Annotated in this window: 15 protein-coding genes and 3 pseudogenes; 6 read left to right on the top strand and 12 right to left on the bottom strand. The window is 69.0% G+C overall.

The genetic code is table 11. The annotated features are described in order from the left end of the window. Positions 1-27 precede the first annotated feature (27 nt). Positions 28-729 (bottom strand): transposase domain-containing protein, encoded by a 702-nt coding sequence (locus IEZ17_RS05160; protein WP_189296798.1) that lies wholly within the window; start codon positions 727-729, stop codon positions 28-30. A 628-nt stretch (positions 730-1357) separates the two neighbouring features. Here IEZ17_RS05160 and IEZ17_RS42035 point away from each other — a divergent pair. From IEZ17_RS42035 to IEZ17_RS05150, 3 genes and pseudogenes are all read left to right on the top strand, one after another. Continuing rightward, positions 1358-1585, top strand: coding sequence for a M23 family metallopeptidase (locus IEZ17_RS42035; protein ID WP_229851884.1), 228 nt, complete (start codon positions 1358-1360; stop codon positions 1583-1585). Positions 1586-1603: 18 nt separating this feature from the next. Next, a pseudogene (locus tag IEZ17_RS42030) lies at positions 1604-1792 on the top strand (hypothetical protein); the annotation flags it as partial. A gap of 174 nt (positions 1793-1966) precedes the next feature. Further along, the gene (locus tag IEZ17_RS05150; protein WP_229851883.1) at positions 1967-3187 is read left to right on the top strand and encodes a hypothetical protein; all 1221 of its coding nucleotides are present in this window, start codon (positions 1967-1969) and stop codon (positions 3185-3187) included. On the opposite strand, the gene IEZ17_RS05145 is transcribed toward IEZ17_RS05150, so the two are convergent. Beyond that, complete coding sequence (locus IEZ17_RS05145; protein ID WP_229851881.1) at positions 3171-4919, bottom strand: asparagine synthase-related protein; 1749 nt, start codon at positions 4917-4919, stop codon at positions 3171-3173. The two genes, IEZ17_RS05150 and IEZ17_RS05145, sit on opposite strands and share 17 nt — an antisense overlap. A gap of 61 nt (positions 4920-4980) precedes the next feature. Beyond that, positions 4981-5604, bottom strand: a complete 624-nt coding sequence (locus IEZ17_RS05140; protein ID WP_229851879.1) for a lasso peptide biosynthesis B2 protein — start codon at positions 5602-5604, stop codon at positions 4981-4983. A gap of 316 nt (positions 5605-5920) precedes the next feature. Between IEZ17_RS05140 and IEZ17_RS44130 the strand changes: the two are divergent. Then, positions 5921-6301: pseudogene (locus tag IEZ17_RS44130) on the top strand (DUF6424 family protein); the annotation flags it as partial. A 35-nt stretch (positions 6302-6336) separates the two neighbouring features. Next, entirely contained in the window at positions 6337-6471 is a 135-nt protein-coding gene (locus IEZ17_RS43780) for a hypothetical protein (RefSeq protein WP_268249807.1), read from the top strand. Here IEZ17_RS43780 and IEZ17_RS05135 read toward each other — a convergent pair. From IEZ17_RS05135 to IEZ17_RS05125, 3 genes are all read right to left on the bottom strand, one after another. Continuing rightward, entirely contained in the window at positions 6468-7055 is a 588-nt protein-coding gene (locus IEZ17_RS05135; RefSeq protein WP_189296795.1) for a hypothetical protein, read from the bottom strand. The two genes, IEZ17_RS43780 and IEZ17_RS05135, sit on opposite strands and share 4 nt — an antisense overlap. Positions 7056-7181: 126 nt before the next feature. Next, positions 7182-7580 (bottom strand): restriction endonuclease, encoded by a 399-nt coding sequence (locus IEZ17_RS05130; RefSeq protein WP_189296794.1) that lies wholly within the window; start codon positions 7578-7580, stop codon positions 7182-7184. Beyond that, on the bottom strand, positions 7577-7831 hold the full coding sequence (locus IEZ17_RS05125; RefSeq protein ID WP_189296793.1) for a hypothetical protein: 255 nt from the start codon (positions 7829-7831) through the stop codon (positions 7577-7579). Before IEZ17_RS05125 ends, IEZ17_RS05130 begins: the two co-directional genes overlap by 4 nt. Before the next feature lie 282 nt (positions 7832-8113). Here IEZ17_RS05125 and IEZ17_RS05120 point away from each other — a divergent pair, with 282 nt between their 5' ends. Further along, positions 8114-9679, top strand: coding sequence for a helix-turn-helix domain-containing protein (locus tag IEZ17_RS05120; protein ID WP_189296792.1), 1566 nt, complete (start codon positions 8114-8116; stop codon positions 9677-9679). A 325-nt stretch (positions 9680-10004) separates the two neighbouring features. Here IEZ17_RS05120 and IEZ17_RS05115 read toward each other — a convergent pair whose 3' ends face one another. From IEZ17_RS05115 to IEZ17_RS05090, 6 genes and pseudogenes are all read right to left on the bottom strand, one after another. Continuing rightward, positions 10005-11336: an ATP-grasp domain-containing protein gene (locus IEZ17_RS05115; RefSeq protein ID WP_189296791.1), complete on the bottom strand. Its 1332-nt coding sequence runs from the start codon at positions 11334-11336 to the stop codon at positions 10005-10007. Then, on the bottom strand, positions 11333-12919 hold the full coding sequence (locus IEZ17_RS05110; RefSeq protein WP_189296790.1) for an amino acid adenylation domain-containing protein: 1587 nt from the start codon (positions 12917-12919) through the stop codon (positions 11333-11335). The genes IEZ17_RS05115 and IEZ17_RS05110 overlap by 4 nt, the downstream gene beginning before the upstream one ends. Before the next feature lie 2 nt (positions 12920-12921). Beyond that, positions 12922-14235: an MFS transporter gene (locus IEZ17_RS05105; RefSeq protein WP_189296789.1), complete on the bottom strand. Its 1314-nt coding sequence runs from the start codon at positions 14233-14235 to the stop codon at positions 12922-12924. Beyond that, entirely contained in the window at positions 14232-15503 is a 1272-nt protein-coding gene (locus IEZ17_RS05100; RefSeq protein ID WP_189296788.1) for a condensation domain-containing protein, read from the bottom strand. Before IEZ17_RS05100 ends, IEZ17_RS05105 begins: the two co-directional genes overlap by 4 nt. Positions 15504-15607: 104 nt before the next feature. Next, positions 15608-16387: pseudogene (gene ispG / locus IEZ17_RS05095) on the bottom strand (flavodoxin-dependent (E)-4-hydroxy-3-methylbut-2-enyl-diphosphate synthase); the annotation flags it as partial. Then, complete coding sequence (locus tag IEZ17_RS05090; RefSeq protein ID WP_189296784.1) at positions 16381-17589, bottom strand: 4-(cytidine 5'-diphospho)-2-C-methyl-D-erythritol kinase; 1209 nt, start codon at positions 17587-17589, stop codon at positions 16381-16383. The pseudogene ispG and the gene IEZ17_RS05090, both read right to left, overlap by 7 nt. Positions 17590-17613: the final 24 nt, after the last annotated feature.

Below are 17613 nucleotides of genomic sequence, written 5' to 3'. Positions count from 1 at the left end.
ATGGGCACCAGTGGCCCGGGCCAGGCCTCACAGCTCGTACCCGGAGAAGTTCCGGTCGGCCAGCAGGAGCATGTCCGGCCGCAAGGAGGCCAGCAGTCGGCGGGCGAGCTTGTGCTCGCTGAATTTGGCCACCGCATCGAAGGCCGCGTCGATCAAGGCGTGTGTGCCGCACTCGGTCAGTGCCATCAGGCGGACCTGCGGGTTCCCGCCCTGGTTGACGCCGTTCTTGCCGGTGAACCCGAACTCCTCCGCGTTCGCGGGGGTGTCGGGCACGTCCAGTGCGGTCCCGTCCCAGGCAACCAACCGTAGTCCGAAGGCGAACGCGCCTGGCGTGGCTGCCGTGGCCAGCGTGCCGCACCGCCGCTCGAACAGTACCTTCAGCGGTTTGTCACCCAGTCGCTGCCTCGCCCGGGTCAGTGCCGAACTCGTGGGCAGCCGCTGTACGCACGTGCCTGGCAGATGCCTGAGTTTCTCAGTCAGCGCGCGCAGGACCGACCGGTATCCCGGCGGACCCAGGCTGTCCGCACTGCTGAAAAGGCACAACGCGAGGACGAAGTAAACCACCGCGCGGGCCGGGAGCAGGCGGCGGCGCTGCTCAAGGCGGCCGGTGGCTTCAAGTACCTCGTCCACCAGCCCGGGGGCGATCTCTTCGGTCAGCACCCCGAGACGGATGTGCTCGCCGAAGCCCGGTCCTGCCAGTGCTCGGCAGGACCGCCCGCGGGTGGTCATGGCAGACGGGACGGCATCAATGACAGATTGGACACCCAACGGAGCTCTCCGGGGGGCGGACGGATCTTGGTCGATCGCCTGTCTTACCGGGGGCTCCGTTGCCATGCTCCGCGGTTGGCATCCACGTCACCGGAAGTGACGAACTACCCAGCGTCACAAGGTTACTTACTGCCTCAAACCGCGACGCACAGCGCCCTCACCTGCGCAAACCCGTTAACTCACCGGCATTGCCCCGACCTGGGACTTTGCTCCTTTCGGAGCCGTCAGAGCCTTTCCCTCCTACTCAGCGGAAAGTCCCTGGGACAGAGCTGAAAGTCCCTGCAAAATCCCTGGGAAGTACCTGGTTCGGAGCGGCCCGACCAGGGCGGTCGAGCCTGCATCGTCGGTGCAGGCGAACGGGGATTCGATCCCGAGACCTGCGCAGTGGATCACTGTCAAGCTGGGCAGACTGGCAGGTGAAGAAAAGCCGTCTTGCGCGCCAAGTCCCGCAGCCCACGGGTGATTTCGGCCAGTGCGCGCTGCGGTCGGCGTAGAAGCCGTGCCAGCAGCCCAAGTACGACTGGTGCGACGACCAGGGCCAGGTGGGGGTTCATGGGCGGGTACTCCTCGCAATCCGCTGGGAAATCGATTGGCCTGTCCAGCACCAGGACGCGGCCCGTTCGCCTGGAAGCCGGACGGGGTCGGCCGCCAGGTGGGGGAGGACTTCGCCGCACCGACGGGCGTCCCCGTGGTCGCCGTACGCTACGGAACCATCGTCTGGTCGAACGGCAAGGGCGGAGCGTACGGCCAGTGGGTCGGGCTGCGCGCCGACAACGGCCATGTCTGCACCTCTGCCATCTGTGGCAGCGGCAGGTAAACGAAGACTGAGAAGGTCGCCATCGGCAAGCAGCTCGGCAAAGTCGGGGCCACCGGCAACGCCACAGGGCCGCACCTGCACTTCGAGATGCCCAAGGGCCACAGCTGGTCCTATGGCGACGTCGCGAAGCCCACCTGGCGAACCATCGGCTCGCACGTCCGGGGGCATCGGGATGGCGACCCGATGGATCACCACGGACGATGGTGATCAAACCTTCGGCGCGGCGGCAGATCTCCTGTGTCCGCGCTGCACACGTGTAGGGCACGACCGGCGGCCTCAGGAGGTGATCGCGTGCGGACTCCTCCCAGTCCTCACTCCCGCTCGCACCCGAAAACGCGACAGCCCTCGCTGAGAACCTGGCAGTCGCGGGTGGCCCTGGCAGTGATCGTGCTGGTCCTCCTCATGACCACGCTGCTGCTGGCTCGGATCGGCCTCGACGACTTCGCCCATGATCTGACCTTCGCCGGTCGCATCACCGGTGCCGTCCTTCTCGTGGTCTCGTTCACCACGCTCGTGGCTGCCGCCGCGGTCCTGGACTACTACATCCGGCAGAGCTTCCCCTACTCCGGCCTGGTCGCGCTGATCGGCACGTTCGCGGCCTTGCTGACCAACGCCATGCTCCTGGTGCAGACCCTCAAGAACGGCGATTCCGCGACCTACCCGGCGCTGTTGAGCGCGCTCACGGCGGGTTCGGCATACGCCGTCTTCGCGGTGTGGCGGACGTCGGTCGCGATCCCCACTCCGAAGCGGGTGGCCGCCGCGCTGATCGTCTCCTCGATCATCGCGATCGCCAATTTCGGCTACCAGAACCTCTACCTGCCGTACCAGCGACAAACCAGGCCTCTCATCACGTTGTCCATGGGAAAGCCCGCGCTGAGCAAGGACCGCACGGCATTCGCCGTACCGGTCGACATCACCCTCCGGAACCAGGGCGACACGGGCTTCTACGTGCTCGGCACCGAGGTCCACGCCATGGGGAAAAAGGTGCCGCTGAGCCCGAAGGACCGGCTCCGCCAGCAGTGGCGAACCGATGCCGAGCAGTGGCGCAACTCCTCGGACGTGAACCCGCTCTCCCGGCGGGAGATGAACCAGCCCGGCGAGCTGGTCGAGGCAAAACCGTGGATGCCCGAGGGAACTTGGGTTGATTCGAACGACACCTTCGCCACGCGAGTGGTGGTGCAACTGCCCATGGACACGCCGTACGACCAGGTGGCGATCTATGCCTCCGCGAACCTCGCGCGCAAGGACCGGCTCGTGCTGCAGCCACCGCTCCGCTTCGTGGCGTACTCCTGGGGTAGGGAAAAAGTCCCCAAATGGTTGAATATGCAACAGAAGACCGGTCGTGACTCTCTCATTTACCGTGCCAGGGTGCATGAGAACAATGCGATCGACGAACACACGAGGGACCCGCGTTTCGTCACCGTCTACTGGACATTCGGCCCGCACGGCGCGAGCGTGGGGTCATCCGTTACGCGAAAAGGCGAGGAAAGCCGCATCCCCTCCCCAGCGGAACAATTCGAGCAATCTAGCCGGTACGGCCTCGTCAACCTCGTCACCGGCCCGGTCGAGCGGACCCTGTGGGACGTCAAGAGCCAGCGGTGACGGGCACCGCCGCGCCCAGCGCGCAGGAACGCCGGTCCAGTCGCTCCAGCCAGGCCACCAGGGCGAGCGAGCTGTTCACGCGATCCCAGGAGTACGAGTCCCCCAGGCCGAGCTGGGCCTCCCGCACGGCCCGGCACAGCGTCTCGACGTCGAACATCTCCGCGATCAGCGGATGTCGGGCAGAGCGGCACAGGGCGATGAGTTCGTCGCCGTGTGTCCGCAGGCCGCGGGCATAGAGGTCGTTGAAGGGCACCTTGACCGCCCTGCCGCGGATCGGGGCCGGGAGCAGATCCGCCATGGCCTCACGGAGAACGGCCTTCGGACGGCCCGGCTGGAACGTGGCTGCGGCGGGCAGGCGGCTCATCGTGGCGACGACCTCCGGGTCGAGGAAGGGGTGCGAGAGAAAGAACCCGTCCCGTCGTGCGCGCTGCCAGGACAGCAGGTCGGGCGCGGCGACGTAATTGGCGGCGTCGTAGAACGACTGTTCCGGCTTGCGTCCGAACACGAACCGGCTCTCCGCGATGCCCGCATCCCGATAGCCGTGAGCGCGCGCGAATCCGGATCGCAGCCATCCGGGGCGGTTGAAGGTGCCAAGGCCGCCGAGCACCGTTCCGCCGCGGAGGAGCGCGGTGATCCGTTCGGCTGCCAGCGGAACAGCCGGCTGCACCACATAGGCGCGGACGATGTCCCGCAAGCCCCGCTCGCTTCCCGCGGCCCAGGCACGTGCCTGCTCGGTCATCTGCCGGAGCTGTCCCGTGCGGGCCAGTCTGTGCAGGTGGAACGGGTTGGCGTCCGCGATCGGATCGGCCCCGCAACCGGTCAGGAGCGTGTCACAGCCCAGTTCCGCGGCCGCGGCGTGAAGCCTGGCCCAGAACGGGGCGCGGAAGGCGTGCGCATGAGGCTCGTCGGCGTCTCCCGCGTGGTGCTGGAAGTCGTCGAAGTCGGCCACGTCGTCGGCATCGACGATCACCGGGCGGGCCGCGGGTGTGTGACGGCGGATCTCCTCCATCGCGACGTCGAGGTACGGCCGCTCCGCGGCCAGCTCCCCGCGGGAGAAACGCCCGGCGAGCAGGACCAGGTCACCGGCGCCGCCCCGTTCCGCGGCCAGCAGACGTGCGGCGAGCAGCGCGACGCTGGTGGAGTCGGTGCCGCCCGAGACATGGCATGCCGTCGTCGTGCCCATACGGCGTCCGACAGCGTTCTCCAGCGCGAGGCGCAACTCCTGCGCGGCCTCATCGAGGCAGGAGCCGTGTGCAGTCGGCTCGGTGGCCCGACGGGCGCGTCGCAGCGTTCGACTGCGCATCTGCCCGGTGAGGGACAGCTCGACCACCTCGCCGCCGAGGACGCGGTGCACCCCGGTGAAAGGGGTGAGGTCCGAGTGCGGTTGCGCCATGTTCCCGATGAGGTATCGGCAGAAGTAGCGGGGTTCCAGCTCTGTGACGCTCCCCAAGCAGCGGACCGAGGTGCTTACGGCGCTCACGCGGCCACCGGACTCCCTGAAGAACAGCGGGATGCGTGCCTGCTCGTCGCGCGTCAGAAGGATGCGGTCGCGGTACACCAGAACAGCCGCGTAGTCGCCGGCCGGCACGGGCGGGGCGACCCCCTGTCTGCCGGAGTCGTCGAGGAGGCCGCGCGCGCCCGCCGCCCGGTCACGGGCCGAGCCGACCCAGCCGACGACGGCCGCGGTGCCGGCCCGCGAGGAGACCGTCGTCACGAGTCCCTGACGCGCCATGGCCTCGCTGGTCCGGAGCCTCGGTACGCCCCCGGCCCACTCGAGGCGGAGCGCATCCATATCACGGTCCTCCGCAGTCGATCGAGAGCACCGGTGTGAAGGCGTGCCCTCGCGGATCGGCGTCGGGGATGCACAGGCCGCCCGAGGTTGTCCACGCGTGCAGGGCGAACGGGTGTTCATGCACACCGACGTGGAGTACGGCTTTCAGGCCACGCCGCCGCAGCAGGACAAAGGCGGTCACCGCCTCGGACTTGCAGTCGCCGTTGACGAACCAGCTTCTGCTGCTGTGTGACTGCACTGCTCGTTTCAGCCGTCCGACCTCCTCCGCGGAGGGGAGGTCCGCGCGGGCGTAACCCGGGGCGGCCAAGGACAGCAGCCGGAGGACGCGCCCGAATCCAAGGGCCCGGATCAGCAGGCGCACTCCACCCAGCCAGTGCCCGACGCCGGCGTCCGCGTATTTCTTCCGGCGGCCCGTCGTGCACCCGGCACGCATGAGACCGGTGACAAGTTCGGCGCGTTCCTCAGGGCTCCCGGAGGCGAATTTCTGGACTTCCGTCGTCGCCAATCCCAGAAAACGCGTCCGCTTCCAGTCCGCGATCAGCGCTCCGTCGGACATCCGGGTGACGCGGCAATGCGGTGACAGGATCCTTGCCATGGCTGCCAGGGCATCGGGGTCCTCTGCCACCGCATATCCTCCAGGATTCCACCGTGAACGGTGTCAGTGCTGGTATCCGTGACCGTCGTAGAATCCGCCGCTGAAGCCGCGGATCAGACGGCCGTTACCGAGAAGGACGAGCCGATGCGGCATACGGCGCCGCAGCAATCGGAGAAACATCGCCTACCTCCAGAACCGGCAGGAAATCAACTCCAGGCTACTCTCCCCCGAATGCCCTGCAACCGGACTGCCGACGTCAACCGGCAGACGTTCGGCACCTTTTCGGATCGGTGACGAGGCTGGTTGAAGGCATCTCTCCGCTTGGACGTCGGAACAGGGGGTCACGATGCGGCGAATCGCCCAGGCCCTGGTTGCGGTGGCCGCTCTGTCGTCACACCGCGGAAGCACGGCGGCGTTAGGGGCCTTGCGCACGATCATCGTTTTCCAGTCGCGGCCGGCCGGTTCGCGGAGCACGACGGAAACAGGGGGATTTCGCCCCGCGAGCCGGTGGCCCGCCCGTGAGGCCGAGCCAAGGAGGTCAGCCATGGGCCACCCCCAACCCCGGCCGGGCGGCACCGAATCGGAAACCCATCCGTGGAAGATTCGTCTCGTCGAGCACCCGAAACGCTTTGAACCGTCGCATTTCCGGGCCGCCAAAGCGACAGCCCGGAAGATTCTCCACGCCATGGACTACGCCGACCTGCCCTACGGGCCCAGGCCGACAGACCCGAAGCAGGAGCCGAGGAATTCCGAGCGCTGGGAGTGGAGGGGCTGCTCGCCGGAGTGGAGCCCGACCGGTTCGCCGAGGTGCTCGCGGGCGCGGAGGCCGCCGCCCGCGCGCAGTTCCCCGACGAGGACGTGCTGACAGTGCTGCGACGGGTGCTGTCCGGCGGTTAGGCCGCTGACTCGGCCGTGAGAGCGAAGCCGGGCACGATGCGGCGGCCACCGTCGAAGATGCCCAAAGGCTCATAGCGCTTGATGGCGATGGCCTTGCGGCGGGCGGTTTCCTGCTTCCCCAGCCAGTAGCGAGGGTTCGGTTCGCCCCAGGCCGCCCGGTAGGCGCGGTCGGTGTAGTTGCCGTGGTCCCAGCCGCCGATGTTCTCCAGGTCGGTGGCGTGCACGAACTGCACGCCGAGACGGTCTTGCATTCGGGAGATCACTGTGTACTGGGCGGCGAGGGCGTGGATCATCTTGTCGACGGGGATGGCGACTGGCAGCTCGGCCAGGTGCTCATCGCCGGTCAGCTCGTAGGCTGCGGCCTTGAGGGCCATCGCGCGCACTGCCTCGGGGAACAGCGTTGCGGGGTCCGTGGCGGCGTTCCAGCCGTCCAGTAGCGCGTATCCGGTGAACGAGGTCCAGTCCTCGTCGTACTTCGCGCAGCTGGCACGCAGCCGCTCGAACTCGGGATCGGCCTCCATCGCGGACAGGATCTGCCCGGCGCGCGCGGCGAGCGTGGCCGGGGCGGGAAGTGCAGGGGACATGCCTTTCACCTCTCGGTCGTGGTGTGGCGGCCGCCGCCCGACCGGGCGACGGGGTGGTGCGCCGCGGGCCGAGGGAGCGGGTCCAGCCCGACACGCGGCAGTCAAGGGGCCCCGGGGGCGCGATGGTCAGGAGACTGATGTGGGCGAGGCAATGGCGGACTCGAGGCGGTCCAGTCGCTCGTACAAAGCGCGCACCAGCCGGGCCCGCGATGCAGCACACCGCACCGTGCCCAGCAGCGGTAGGGCCAGTCGCCGGTCAACTTCGTCCAGGACCAGCTCTGCCAGTACGCGTGGGTCGGCGTGCGAGGGAAGACGATCGCAGTGGCCCCGGACTTCGCGGGCCACCAGCCGTGCATGGCCGGTGAGCTGGAGGGCGATCTGTTCGTAGTCGCGGTCCGCAAGACCCGGGGAGCCGTCTGCCGCGGCGCTGATGATGGCATGGGCCAGCCGCAGGTGCGTCGTCCGGTCCAGCGGCAGGCCGATCGCGGCGTCGAGATGCCCGTCAGGGTCGTACAGGATGCTCACTGTCCCTCCTGCTGTGCCGCTTGCAGGGCATCGGCGGCGGCGTTGATGCGCTGCGCGAGCCGGGACGCCAGAGACGCGCTGCAGCCACCCAGTTCAACAAAGCCGCGATTGCCGACCGGCCATGAACCGTGCAGCGATGGCAGGACGATGTCCAGCCGAGCCAGGGCGGCCGCGAGTGTCGCGGCCGCGGTAGCGCCGGCCACGTGGGCCTGGCGCGTTTGCTGTGCGGCCTTGGTGGTCTGGTGTGTCATGACGTGGCCCCTTCGTGCGGGCGACGGAACGCGGCGAACTGCCGTCACATGCCACGCCGGTGACGACAGGAGGAGTAGGGCTCCACGGTTCCAAGATTCACGGCTCCTGTCGCGGGCGGCGGTGTCCAAGTTTCGTGGACACGGCGAGGCGCCACGACCTGCGGCGAAGCCGGTTGCGTGGAACGGTTTTGGTCGCTGAAACCGCCTGTGGAGTGCACAGTTGACGCTCCCGCGGATCGCCGCAGCCCTACCGTGAGGGCAGGAATATGTGGAGGAGTGGACATGGCCCCCAATCCGACCGGCGCGAAGCGTGCGCGGGACCAGCTCCGGCAGGAGATGACGGCCGCTGGCTGCGGCTTGGCGCAGATCAGCATGGAGATGCGGACACGGTTCCGGATGAGGCCGCGTGAGGCATGGAGACAGGCGCACGGCCTGACGCTGCAAGCCGCCGCTGACCGCATCAGCGAACTCGGGGCCGCCCGCCGGGGAGCAGAAGTCGCCGCGGACGCCTCACTGGTCGCGAAGTGGGAGAAATGGCCAGCTCTCTCAGGCCGGAAGCCCTCTTTGCACGTGCTCGTGGTGCTGGCTGAGCTGTATGGGTGCGACGTCGCCGACCTGCTCGACGACGAGGATCGCAAGGCCCTCCCCCCAGCCGACCTACAGCTGCTGGAGCACCAGCCCCCACCTGCGCCGGTACGGCCGGCGCCAGCTCCACAAACGCCGACGCCGGAGCCGGAGGGCATCGACCTGGTGGAGACTGCCTCGGGCGAGTCAGCCGCCTGGGCGATGTGGGCGGAGTCCACCAACGTCGGCGACGTCGCGCTGGAGCAGCTGCTCGCCGAGACCCGCGCCCTGGCCGCCGCATACCTCTCCTCCGCAGAGCCGCCGCTCGCCGTGTTCGCAAAGGCCCGCGTCATGCGTAACCGCATCTTCGCGCTGCTGGAAGGACATCAGCACCCCCGGCAGACCACAGAACTCTATGTGTTGGCGGGCTACCTGTGCGGGCTGCTGGCCTGGATCTCCTCGGACATGGGAGAGCCTCACCGGGCCGACACCCAGGGGCGGACGGCGTGGCTGTGCGCAGAACTGGCCGACCACGACGGACTGCGCGCCTGGACGCTCTCCACGCGGATGAAAGTGGCTCTGTGGGACGGCCGGACGCAGGAGGCCATCACTCTGGCCCGCCGGGGGTCCGCCTACCGCAGCCAGGGCACCGTGGGAGTGCTCCTGGCGCTTCAGGAAGCGGACGCGTGGGCCCGCCTCGGCGCCCCTGACAACGCCCAGGCTGCCCTGGCCCGCGCGGATGAGGCACGCTCCGCGCAGCATGGCTCGGACGACATCGGCGGCCTGTTCGCTTGCGATGATTTCCGGCGCATCAACTACGCCACCGGAGTGCAGCTGCGTACCGGCCGCGCAGCAACAGCCCTGGACGCGGCGGCCGGTGCACTGACCATCCCCGCCCGCCGCGCGTATGGCACGGAGGCTCAGATGCGCATCACGCTCGCCTGCGCGCACATGGCCCTGGGGCACCCCGAGGGCGCACTGGAGGCCCTGGAACCCGTGCTTGCTCTGGCCCCGGAGCAGAGGCTCGCCCCCCTATCCGGGCGGTTGCGGACGGACAGGACCGCTCGGGTCTCCTGGGCGAGAACCTGCCCCGCCTCAAGGTGCCGATCGCCCTCGAGCAGGTCCCGGAGACGGTCCGGCGTATCGGCTCGCGCGTCTTCGTTACCGTGGTCCGGGTGCCGTTGCACTCTCCCGACGCGTGGCAGGGAGCTCGAGTACAGATTCGCGAACTCATGGACGACGTGGCGCCGTTCGAGCTGTTTCGGGACCGCCTTGCCCGGGTGACGCTCGACATCAGGTTGGCAGGCGGCAGGCAGCGCAAGCACTCCGACCGACGGGTGCGTTCGCTGTACGGCTTCCGGGGACTCAAGGTCCAGGAGATCACGCTGCGTGGGCGGATGCGCTCGATCGTCGTGCGGGCAAGGGCCGACGAGGAACTCGCCCGTGCCGCGATAGCCCCGGCGTGCAGGCCGACTCGTCCGCTTTTCTTTCTTCCCCGTCCCCCCCGTGCGACCGCGAAGGTCTGGCCAAGGGCGGATGGGGAAAATGCGAATAATCATGACGCGAAGAGGGTTTGACCGGTGATGCCGCGGGCTGTGCCCTGGGCGGTTCACCGGATGGTTGATCTCGTCGGATCAGGCGATGCGGTGGGGGAGACACGCCCGGCCTCCTTCCCGTGCAGGGTGCCGAGTGCCGGGGTGCAGAAGTCCATCGAGCCGTCGGGCAGGGTGAAGCCGAAAGTCAGGTGGGACAGGGCCGTTTCCAGAAGGGCGATCATCTCGGCGTGGTCGGCGGCCTCGCCGCGGATGAGGTCCAGATCGTGGGTGGAGACGCCGCCGTCGATGGGTGTGCCGGGCCGGATCCAGGTGCGGTAGCCGGTGATGCCGGGGGCGTTGCGCAGCCGCCGCTGTCCGCTGAGGGAGTCGAGACGGCAGGGCCGGGACGGTGCCAGATTCGAGTACTGGAACACGACACGGTTGAGAGTCACCGGCGGAGCGTCGACGGCCTCGCCGAGGGCCAGGCGGCCGGCCAGCTCGACCAGGTCCCGTCGGACTGCCCGGACGGACAGATCGTTGATATTGCCGCCCAGCCGTCCGTTCACCTCGATCAGCCGCGGTCCGGCATTGGTGAGCTTGATCTCGGTGTGGGTGATACCCGTGGTGATGCCGAGCGCCCGTATCGCTTCGCCGGTGAGGTCCTGCACACGCCGTAGCTCCTCGTCCGGAAGTGGGGCCGGCCAGAACTGGCCGGTCTCCCGGAACGGTGGGATGAGGGGGAACTTACCGGTGACGGCCAGGTGCGAGACCGCACCCTTGGAGACGGCGCTCTCCACGGACACGTAGTCGCCGTAGGGGTGGCACGGCCGCCCCTGCAGGAACTCCTCCATGACAAGGCCCGGTTCGGCGGCAAGAAGCCGGGACACCAGCCGAAACCCGCCCCCGGAGTCATCGACTCGGTAGGTGCTTCTGCTTCCTTCACCACGCACTGGCTTGACGATGGCCGGGAGTCCGACGGCCCGCAGGGCGCCCGGCCACTCCTCCGGGGAGGTGATCAGCCGGCTGGCGACGCTGTCGGTGCCGGTGGCATGGAGCCGCCGCCGCTGCGCGTACTTGTCGGTGAGGAGTCGCACGGTGTCACGGGAGTGGAAGGGAAGGCCGAGCTCGGCGGCCAGTTCGGCGGTGACCGGCAGCATGCTCTCGCTGTAGGTGACGATGCCGTCCGGGCGGGCCGACGTAAGGCGACCAACCGCCTCGGCGGGGCTCTCCCGGAAGGTGACGACATCACCGATGTCCTGGAGCAAGGGGAGCAGGGGCCGGGTGTGCTCGGAGGCTTCCCGTGTCACGAAGACCACGGAGGCGAGCTGGGGGAGCGCCGCGGCGATCTCGCCGACGGTTGCCGCTCCTCGGTCGTACACCACGATCAGGCAAGGGGAAGACGTCATCGGTCCTTCGCAGGTGAGGTCGGCCAGTCCAGGACGGGCAGTGCCGCAAGAGCGGCTCGGTCGAGCTTTCCGTTCGCTGTGACCGGAAGCCTCGCCACCCGCTGGAACCGGTGAGGGCGCATATGGCCGGGAAGGCGGTTGCCGAGGTGGGCGCGTAGCCGCGCGGGGGTGAGCCGGGCGTCCGGCTCGTCGATCACATATGCCACGAGGACGCGTTGGCCGCTGTGATGGGGCTGTACGGCACAGGCGACGCCGCGCACGCCGCTCAGGGTGGCGAGCACGGCTTCGACCTCGCCAAGTTCGATGCGATGGCCGCGGAGCTTGACCTGTCCGTCGAATCGGCCGATGTAGTGCAGGCTTCCATCGTCCTGGCGGACCGCCCAGTCTCCGCTGCGGTAGAAGCGGCGCGGTTCGCCTGAGGGGTTCACAACGGTGGAGTCCATGACCGAGGAGTCCACGACGAAGCGCTCACGGGTGAGTTCGGGCCGGCCCAGATAGCCCCAGGCCACCCCGCTTCCGGCGACCCAGATCTCTCCCGGGGTGCCGTCGGCGACCGCCCGGCCCGCAGCGTCCCTCAGCGAGACCCGCAGATGGGGGAGGGGACGGCCGATGGGAGTGCGCCGGGAGTCCGCCGAGCGGCATGCCTCGGCATCGAGTTCCAAGTACGTCACATGCACCGTGGTCTCGGTGATTCCGTACATGTTGATGAGCCGGCAGTTGGGCGCCATACCCTCTTCGAGCCATGCCAGGGCGTCCCGAGTGTTGACCGCCTCGCCGCCGAGCACGGCGTAGCGAAGGTGCGGCAATGACCGTGGAGAGCGGCGCAGCTGCCCGACCAGAAAGCCGAACATGGAGGGCGTGTGGCTCAGCACCGTCACCTGACGGTATGCCAGCAGCTCTACGAGGGCAGCGGGATCCAGCGCCACCCGCTTGGGGACGAGCACGGCCGTGCCGCCGGTGAGCAGGGCGCCCCACAGCTCCCAGACGCTGAAGTCGAAGCTGAAGGAGTGGAACACCGTCCAGACATCGGTGGGATGCAGGGTGAAGACCTCGCTGCAAGCGCCCAGCAGTGAGAGCACACTGTTTTGACGTACGACGCACCCCTTGGGCGCGCCCGTGGAGCCGGAGGTGTAGATGACATACGCGGTGTCGGCCGGGATGTCGCCACCCGACCTGGCGGGGGCCGCATTCCGGGCCGCGACGGTGATGCCGCCCACTTTGGCCAACAGAGACTCGTCGGGCTCCAGGCCGCCGTCGGTGACGATGAGCCGGGCCCCGCAGTCCTCCAGCAGAAATGACCGGCGGGCCGGCGGGTAGTCCGGGTCGACGGGGACATAGCCCCGGCCGCTACCGAGGATCCCCAGAAAGCCGGTCGGCGCGGACCGGCCGCGGCCGAACCTGGCGGCGATCAGCTGGTCGTCGTCCGTCGCCAAGAAGGTCAGCGTACGGGCCAGCTCATCGGCGGCGGCCCGTAGTTCGGCATAGGTGACCGGGCCGTCCTCATCGATGAGGGCCGGGGCATCGGGGCGGCGCAGCGCCACGTCGGCGAAGCGCTGGTGCAGGGGCGAACGGGCGGTCTGCATGGTCATCTCCTCGAACTGGCGGTTGAGGCAAGCGGCACCGGGACTTGCTCCTCGTGGCCGTCCCGGTCGGCGTGCAGGTTGGCGACCCAGCGCGTCATGGGGATGACCACGGCGGCTCCGGCGAGGAGCACGGCGGAGAGGAGGAGCCAGCCCCCGGGGACATACGCGACGACCACGGCCCCCACGAGAGTGGGCCCCACGATGTCCTGGAGCGTCGTCCCGACCGAGAAGGCACCGATGTATCTGCCCTGGGCCTGCGCGGGCGCCAGCCCGAACGACAGTCCCCACTCACCGGCCGACTGAAGGAGCTCACCGGCGGTGAGCACCACTGTCGCCAGACAAAGCGTGCCGATCACCAGGACGCCGGTGCCCGCGGCGGTGGTGGCGAACAGGATGCAGGCCAGCGCCGTGAACACCGCGGAGACGGCGAGCGCCCTGGCGGCGCCGCCCACGCTCGTGGCACCGCGGCTCGCCCTGACCTGGAGCAGGATCGCCAGCACGGTGTTGACGAAGACGAGGGCGGCGACCGTCCACGCGGGTGCGTCGGTGTGCCGGGTCACCCAGAGGGGCAGCGCCACCTCCAGGACGCTGATGTGCAGGGCGAACAGTCCGTTGAGCAGACCCAGCGTCATGAATGCCGCGAGCCGTTGTCTCTCCGGCAGTGCCGCCCGCGACCGCTGCCGTCGCCGGGCGGACGGGGAGACGGACGACGACGGGCTGGTGCGCAGGCGTGCGGGCAGCCGCGCTGTCGCGACGAGAGCCAGCAGATAGGCGCCGCAGGTCAAGACGATCAGGAAGACGAACGCCGACCGTGTGCCGACGGCCAGGAGGGGCGCCACGGCGAGCGCGCCAAGCGACATGCCCGTATTGGCCATGGTGCGCATATACGCCTGGGTGCGCACCCGCGCCGACTCGCCCATCACCTCCGAGACCAGAGCCCGGCGGGCGATGGAGTTCACACGGTCGGCGGCGCCGAGCGCGACCACCACCGGCAGCACGATGAGAGGGGAGCCGGACAGCAGCAGCGGGGCGAGCAGCACCACCTGGGCGGTGGTCATGACAAGGGCCATGCGGCGGGGCCCCCACCGATCCGTCAGATAGCCGGCCGGCAGCGCCGCAGCGCACGCAGCGATGCCCGCTCCCGACAGAGCCACTGCGATCTGCTGCACCGGCAGCCCGAACGACAGCGTGAAGAAGACGATGCCGCCCGTGCTGTACATGCCGCGGCCCAGGGCGTACGCGAACGTCCCGGCGAGCAGCGGCCGCGCCGGTCCGTCGAACCGCGGGAAATTCGATCGGAGTTGACGGAGTTTCACGGTACCTGGTCACCGACTCCGGCCTCGTGCGCCCACTCCCGCAGCGTGTGCTCCGTGGTCCGCCAAAACGTCTCGACGGCATCCGCCGTATACCAGTCGGTCTTGTGGAACAGCGACACCGAGATGCCGTCCTCCCCCTCGGTCAGGGAGATGACGATGGCGGCGTCCGGTGTGCTCCCCGCCAGCTCCAGTGGTGCCGCCTCGCAGCCGGGGAACCGCCAGCCACCGAGCCATCTCCGCATCGTGGCGTTCTGCGGGTTGAAGCCGATGTAGGGAACAGTGGCGTGGCGGCCGAGGAGCGAGGGCTCCATGTGTGCGATGAGTCGCGGCCAGGGGATGGCGGTGTGATCGAGTGCATGCAGCATCGCGCGCTGGAATCCGCGGAGGAATTCGGCGGTGGTGGCGCCGGCATCGCGGTCCGTCGCGACGACGACCTTTCCGGCGAGAAAGCCGACGGTCTGGTGGACGGACGACGACTCCCGGTTGGCCGTCATGAGCGTGGTGCCTATGGCGGACTGATCGCTCAGGCGGTAGAGGGCGCGATGCACAGCTGCGTGCATCAGTGTCCACGGGCTTGTGCGGAAGGCGCGTGCGCAGGCGAACACCGCCTTCCTCAGCTCGCCGGCGATGGTCGCGCGGACCAGCCCAGTGTGGTCATAGCGTGCGGAGGCGGCCCCCGAGAAGCCGGCGAAACGCGTTTCGGGCACCGGACCGACGGCCTTGAGGCTGTCGGAGACACGCAGCAGGGCACGCAGACCGTCGGGCGAGTCGAGGTAGGCGTTCTGCTCGCGTACCTGCTCGGGGTAGGTCAGCGCGACCGGCGGCAACGGCTCGGTCGGCAGGCCGAGTTCGTCGACGTAGAACGTGGTCAGGTCAGTCATGAGGAGATCGAGCGACCAGAAGTCCCCCACCAGATGATCGAGAACAAGGACGAACAGGGTCTCGTCGGGGCGTTCCAGCAGTACGAGGCGCGCCAGCGGCCCACCGGTGAAGTCGAACGGGGCGTCGACGAGGCGCTCCACGAGGCGTAACACGTCGTCCGCGGTGGCCTCCGGCGCCGGCCCGGCCCGGGTGATGCCGGTCGCTTCCGCCGGCGTATCGAGCCGCCAGGTGAAGTCGTCCCGGTCGAAGCCGCACAGCAGGACCGGGTGGCGTTCTTGGAGGCGGAGCCAGGCCCGTGCCAGGGCGGACGCCTGAAGAGGACCGCGGATACGGAGCGCGACGGAGGGGTGGTGCGGCCGATAGACGCCGGTGGCCGCTTCGGCCACGATTTGACCCAGTCGGTGTCGCTGAGCCCAGGAAACACGGTGCCGCGAGGGCATTGCGCCAGAGCCTTTCATGAGTTCTCGCCTGAAGCGTTCTGCGTCGGGGGCCGGCCGCGCAGACCGAGCGCTTCCAGGATCGCGATGCCGACCTTGACTTCTTCGACGGGTGAGGTGGCCAGGCCCACGCGGATGGTGTCCCCGATCCCGTCCGCGAGCAGCGCGCCGATCGCCACCGCGGACTTCACCGTGCCGTATGGCGGCGTTCCGGCAGCCCACAGCCCGACGTGCAAGGGATAACGGCAGCGTCTGGCCAGCAGCCGGTAGGCCCGGATGGTGACGACCGGATCGTGGTGCTTGACCGAGAGCTTGAGGTCGCGGAAACCGTGTTCCTCGAACAGCGCGCATTCCCCGAGAGCGCTATCCACCAGCGCCTCCGCGGTCCGCTGCCCGTGGCCGGCCAGCACGCGGGGATCGAGTGAACCGGCGTTGACGCCGATACGGATGGGGATGCCCGCCGCGGACGCCTGGGCGGCGATCTCCGCGACCCGGTCGTCGAACTTTCGCACATTGCCCGGGTTGACCCGCACGGCGGCGCAGCCCGCGTCGATGGCCGCGAACACATAACGGGGCTGGAAGTGGATATCGGCCACCACGGGGATCGCGGCCCTGCTGGCGATTGCTGGCAGGGCCGCGGCGTCGTCGCGGCTCGGCACCGCCACTCGCACGATGTCACAGCCCGCCGTGGCCAGTTCCTCGATCTCCCGGAGCGTCGCGTCGGTGTCGGTGGTCGCCGAGGTGGTCATCGACTGGACGCTGATCGGGGCACCACCCCCCACCTCCACGTTTCCGACGCGTACGCGCCGCGTCGTGCGTCGTTCGGCTACCAATGGTCGAACTCGCGGGGGTCGAGGACGGCTTCGGTCAGGTCCTGCAGGGTCGGGCGGCGCAGGACGCCGGTCGGGGGCATGGCGAGCCCGGCCTCCTCCGCCCGGTTGGCGACCACCAGCGCCAGCAGGGAATCGCCTCCCGCGTCGAAGAAGTTCTCCTCGGGATCGTCGACGGTGGTCTCCAGTACCTCCTCCCAGATCCGGCGGAGAAGGGCGAGGACTTCCTCGCGCGAGCGCACGTCTGCCGTCATGGACTGCTCCCCTGTCGCGGTGGTTTCTTCGGGCGAGGGCCCTGGCACGGGACCGTGTGCGATCTGCACAGAGGCGCAGGTTCCGGATGCCAGGAGTGCGTCCGCGACGCGCTGCGCGCCACGGGCGTCGGGAACGAGGAACGCGGTGGTAGCTCCGGTGCCGCACAGCATGCCTGCCAGCGCCCCCGCGTCCTTACCCGTGGCGAGCGTCGCGGCCAGCTTCGGCCGCAGGGACAGGGCCACCGGTTCGAGGTCATTGCTCAGTGTCTGCGCCAAGGCGCCGACATCGCCCCGCGCGAAGGCGTCCAGCAGCCGCTGGGACGCCTTCGGCGACGGCATCAGATCGGCGGTCGAGGGCAGTCCCGCCTGTCGGCGCCGTCGCTCCTCCGCCCCGTAGACCTCCGGAGTGGACAGGCCGAACGGGGCGATGGCGAACACCCAGTGGAGGGCCCCGCTGCCGGTGAGGGGGATGAGCCGTTCGCCTCGGCCGGTCCCCAGGGCCGCTCCTCCCAGGACGGCGAACGGTACGTCGCTGCCGAGTTCGGCGGCGAGCGACAGCAGGCCGGGGCGGTCGAGGCCGAGGTTCCACAGGGCGTTGCACCCGACCAGGGCCGCCGCCGCGTCCGCGCTGCCGCCGCCCATGCCGCCCTGTATGGGAATGCGCTTGTCGATGTGGATATGGACGCCGGGATCCACCCCGCCTTTTTTCGCAAGCAGCTTGACGGCTTGCGCGGCGAGATTGGAATCGTCGATCGGCACCTGGGCCGTTCCCCTCCCCGACACGGTGAGGTGCAGCCGGTCGGCCGGGGTCAGGGTGATCTCATCAAAGCAGGAGACCGCGAGAAATACGTTGGCGAGTTCGTGGTAACCGTCATTGCGGCGGCCGCCCACGGTCAATTGCATATTGACCTTGGCGGGCGCCCGGACCGTAATCGACCGTAACTTTTGCATGGCGCGAGGTATTCGGTACTTTCT

The organism is Streptomyces albospinus (assembly GCF_014648695.1).
Taxonomy (GTDB): domain Bacteria; phylum Actinomycetota; class Actinomycetes; order Streptomycetales; family Streptomycetaceae; genus Streptomyces; species Streptomyces albospinus.
This window is presented reverse-complemented; position numbering and strand designations above follow the sequence as displayed.

What these genes read in the sequence shown, in the direction of transcription:
- IEZ17_RS05160 (WP_189296798.1), bottom strand. Translation starts at nt 729, where the DNA reads ATGACCACCCGCGGGCGGTCCTGCCGAGCACTGGCAGGACCGGGCTTC.
- IEZ17_RS05145 (WP_229851881.1), bottom strand. Translation starts at nt 4,919, where the DNA reads ATGGCGCGTCAGGGACTCGTGACGACGGTCTCCTCGCGGGCCGGCACC.
- IEZ17_RS05135 (WP_189296795.1), bottom strand. Translation starts at nt 7,055, where the DNA reads ATGTCCCCTGCACTTCCCGCCCCGGCCACGCTCGCCGCGCGCGCCGGG.
- IEZ17_RS05125 (WP_189296793.1), bottom strand. Translation starts at nt 7,831, where the DNA reads ATGACACACCAGACCACCAAGGCCGCACAGCAAACGCGCCAGGCCCAC.
- IEZ17_RS05120 (WP_189296792.1), top strand. Translation starts at nt 8,114, where the DNA reads ATGGCCCCCAATCCGACCGGCGCGAAGCGTGCGCGGGACCAGCTCCGG.
- IEZ17_RS05115 (WP_189296791.1), bottom strand. Translation starts at nt 11,336, where the DNA reads ATGACGTCTTCCCCTTGCCTGATCGTGGTGTACGACCGAGGAGCGGCA.
- IEZ17_RS05110 (WP_189296790.1), bottom strand. Translation starts at nt 12,919, where the DNA reads ATGCAGACCGCCCGTTCGCCCCTGCACCAGCGCTTCGCCGACGTGGCG.
- IEZ17_RS05090 (WP_189296784.1), bottom strand. Translation starts at nt 17,589, where the DNA reads ATGCAAAAGTTACGGTCGATTACGGTCCGGGCGCCCGCCAAGGTCAAT.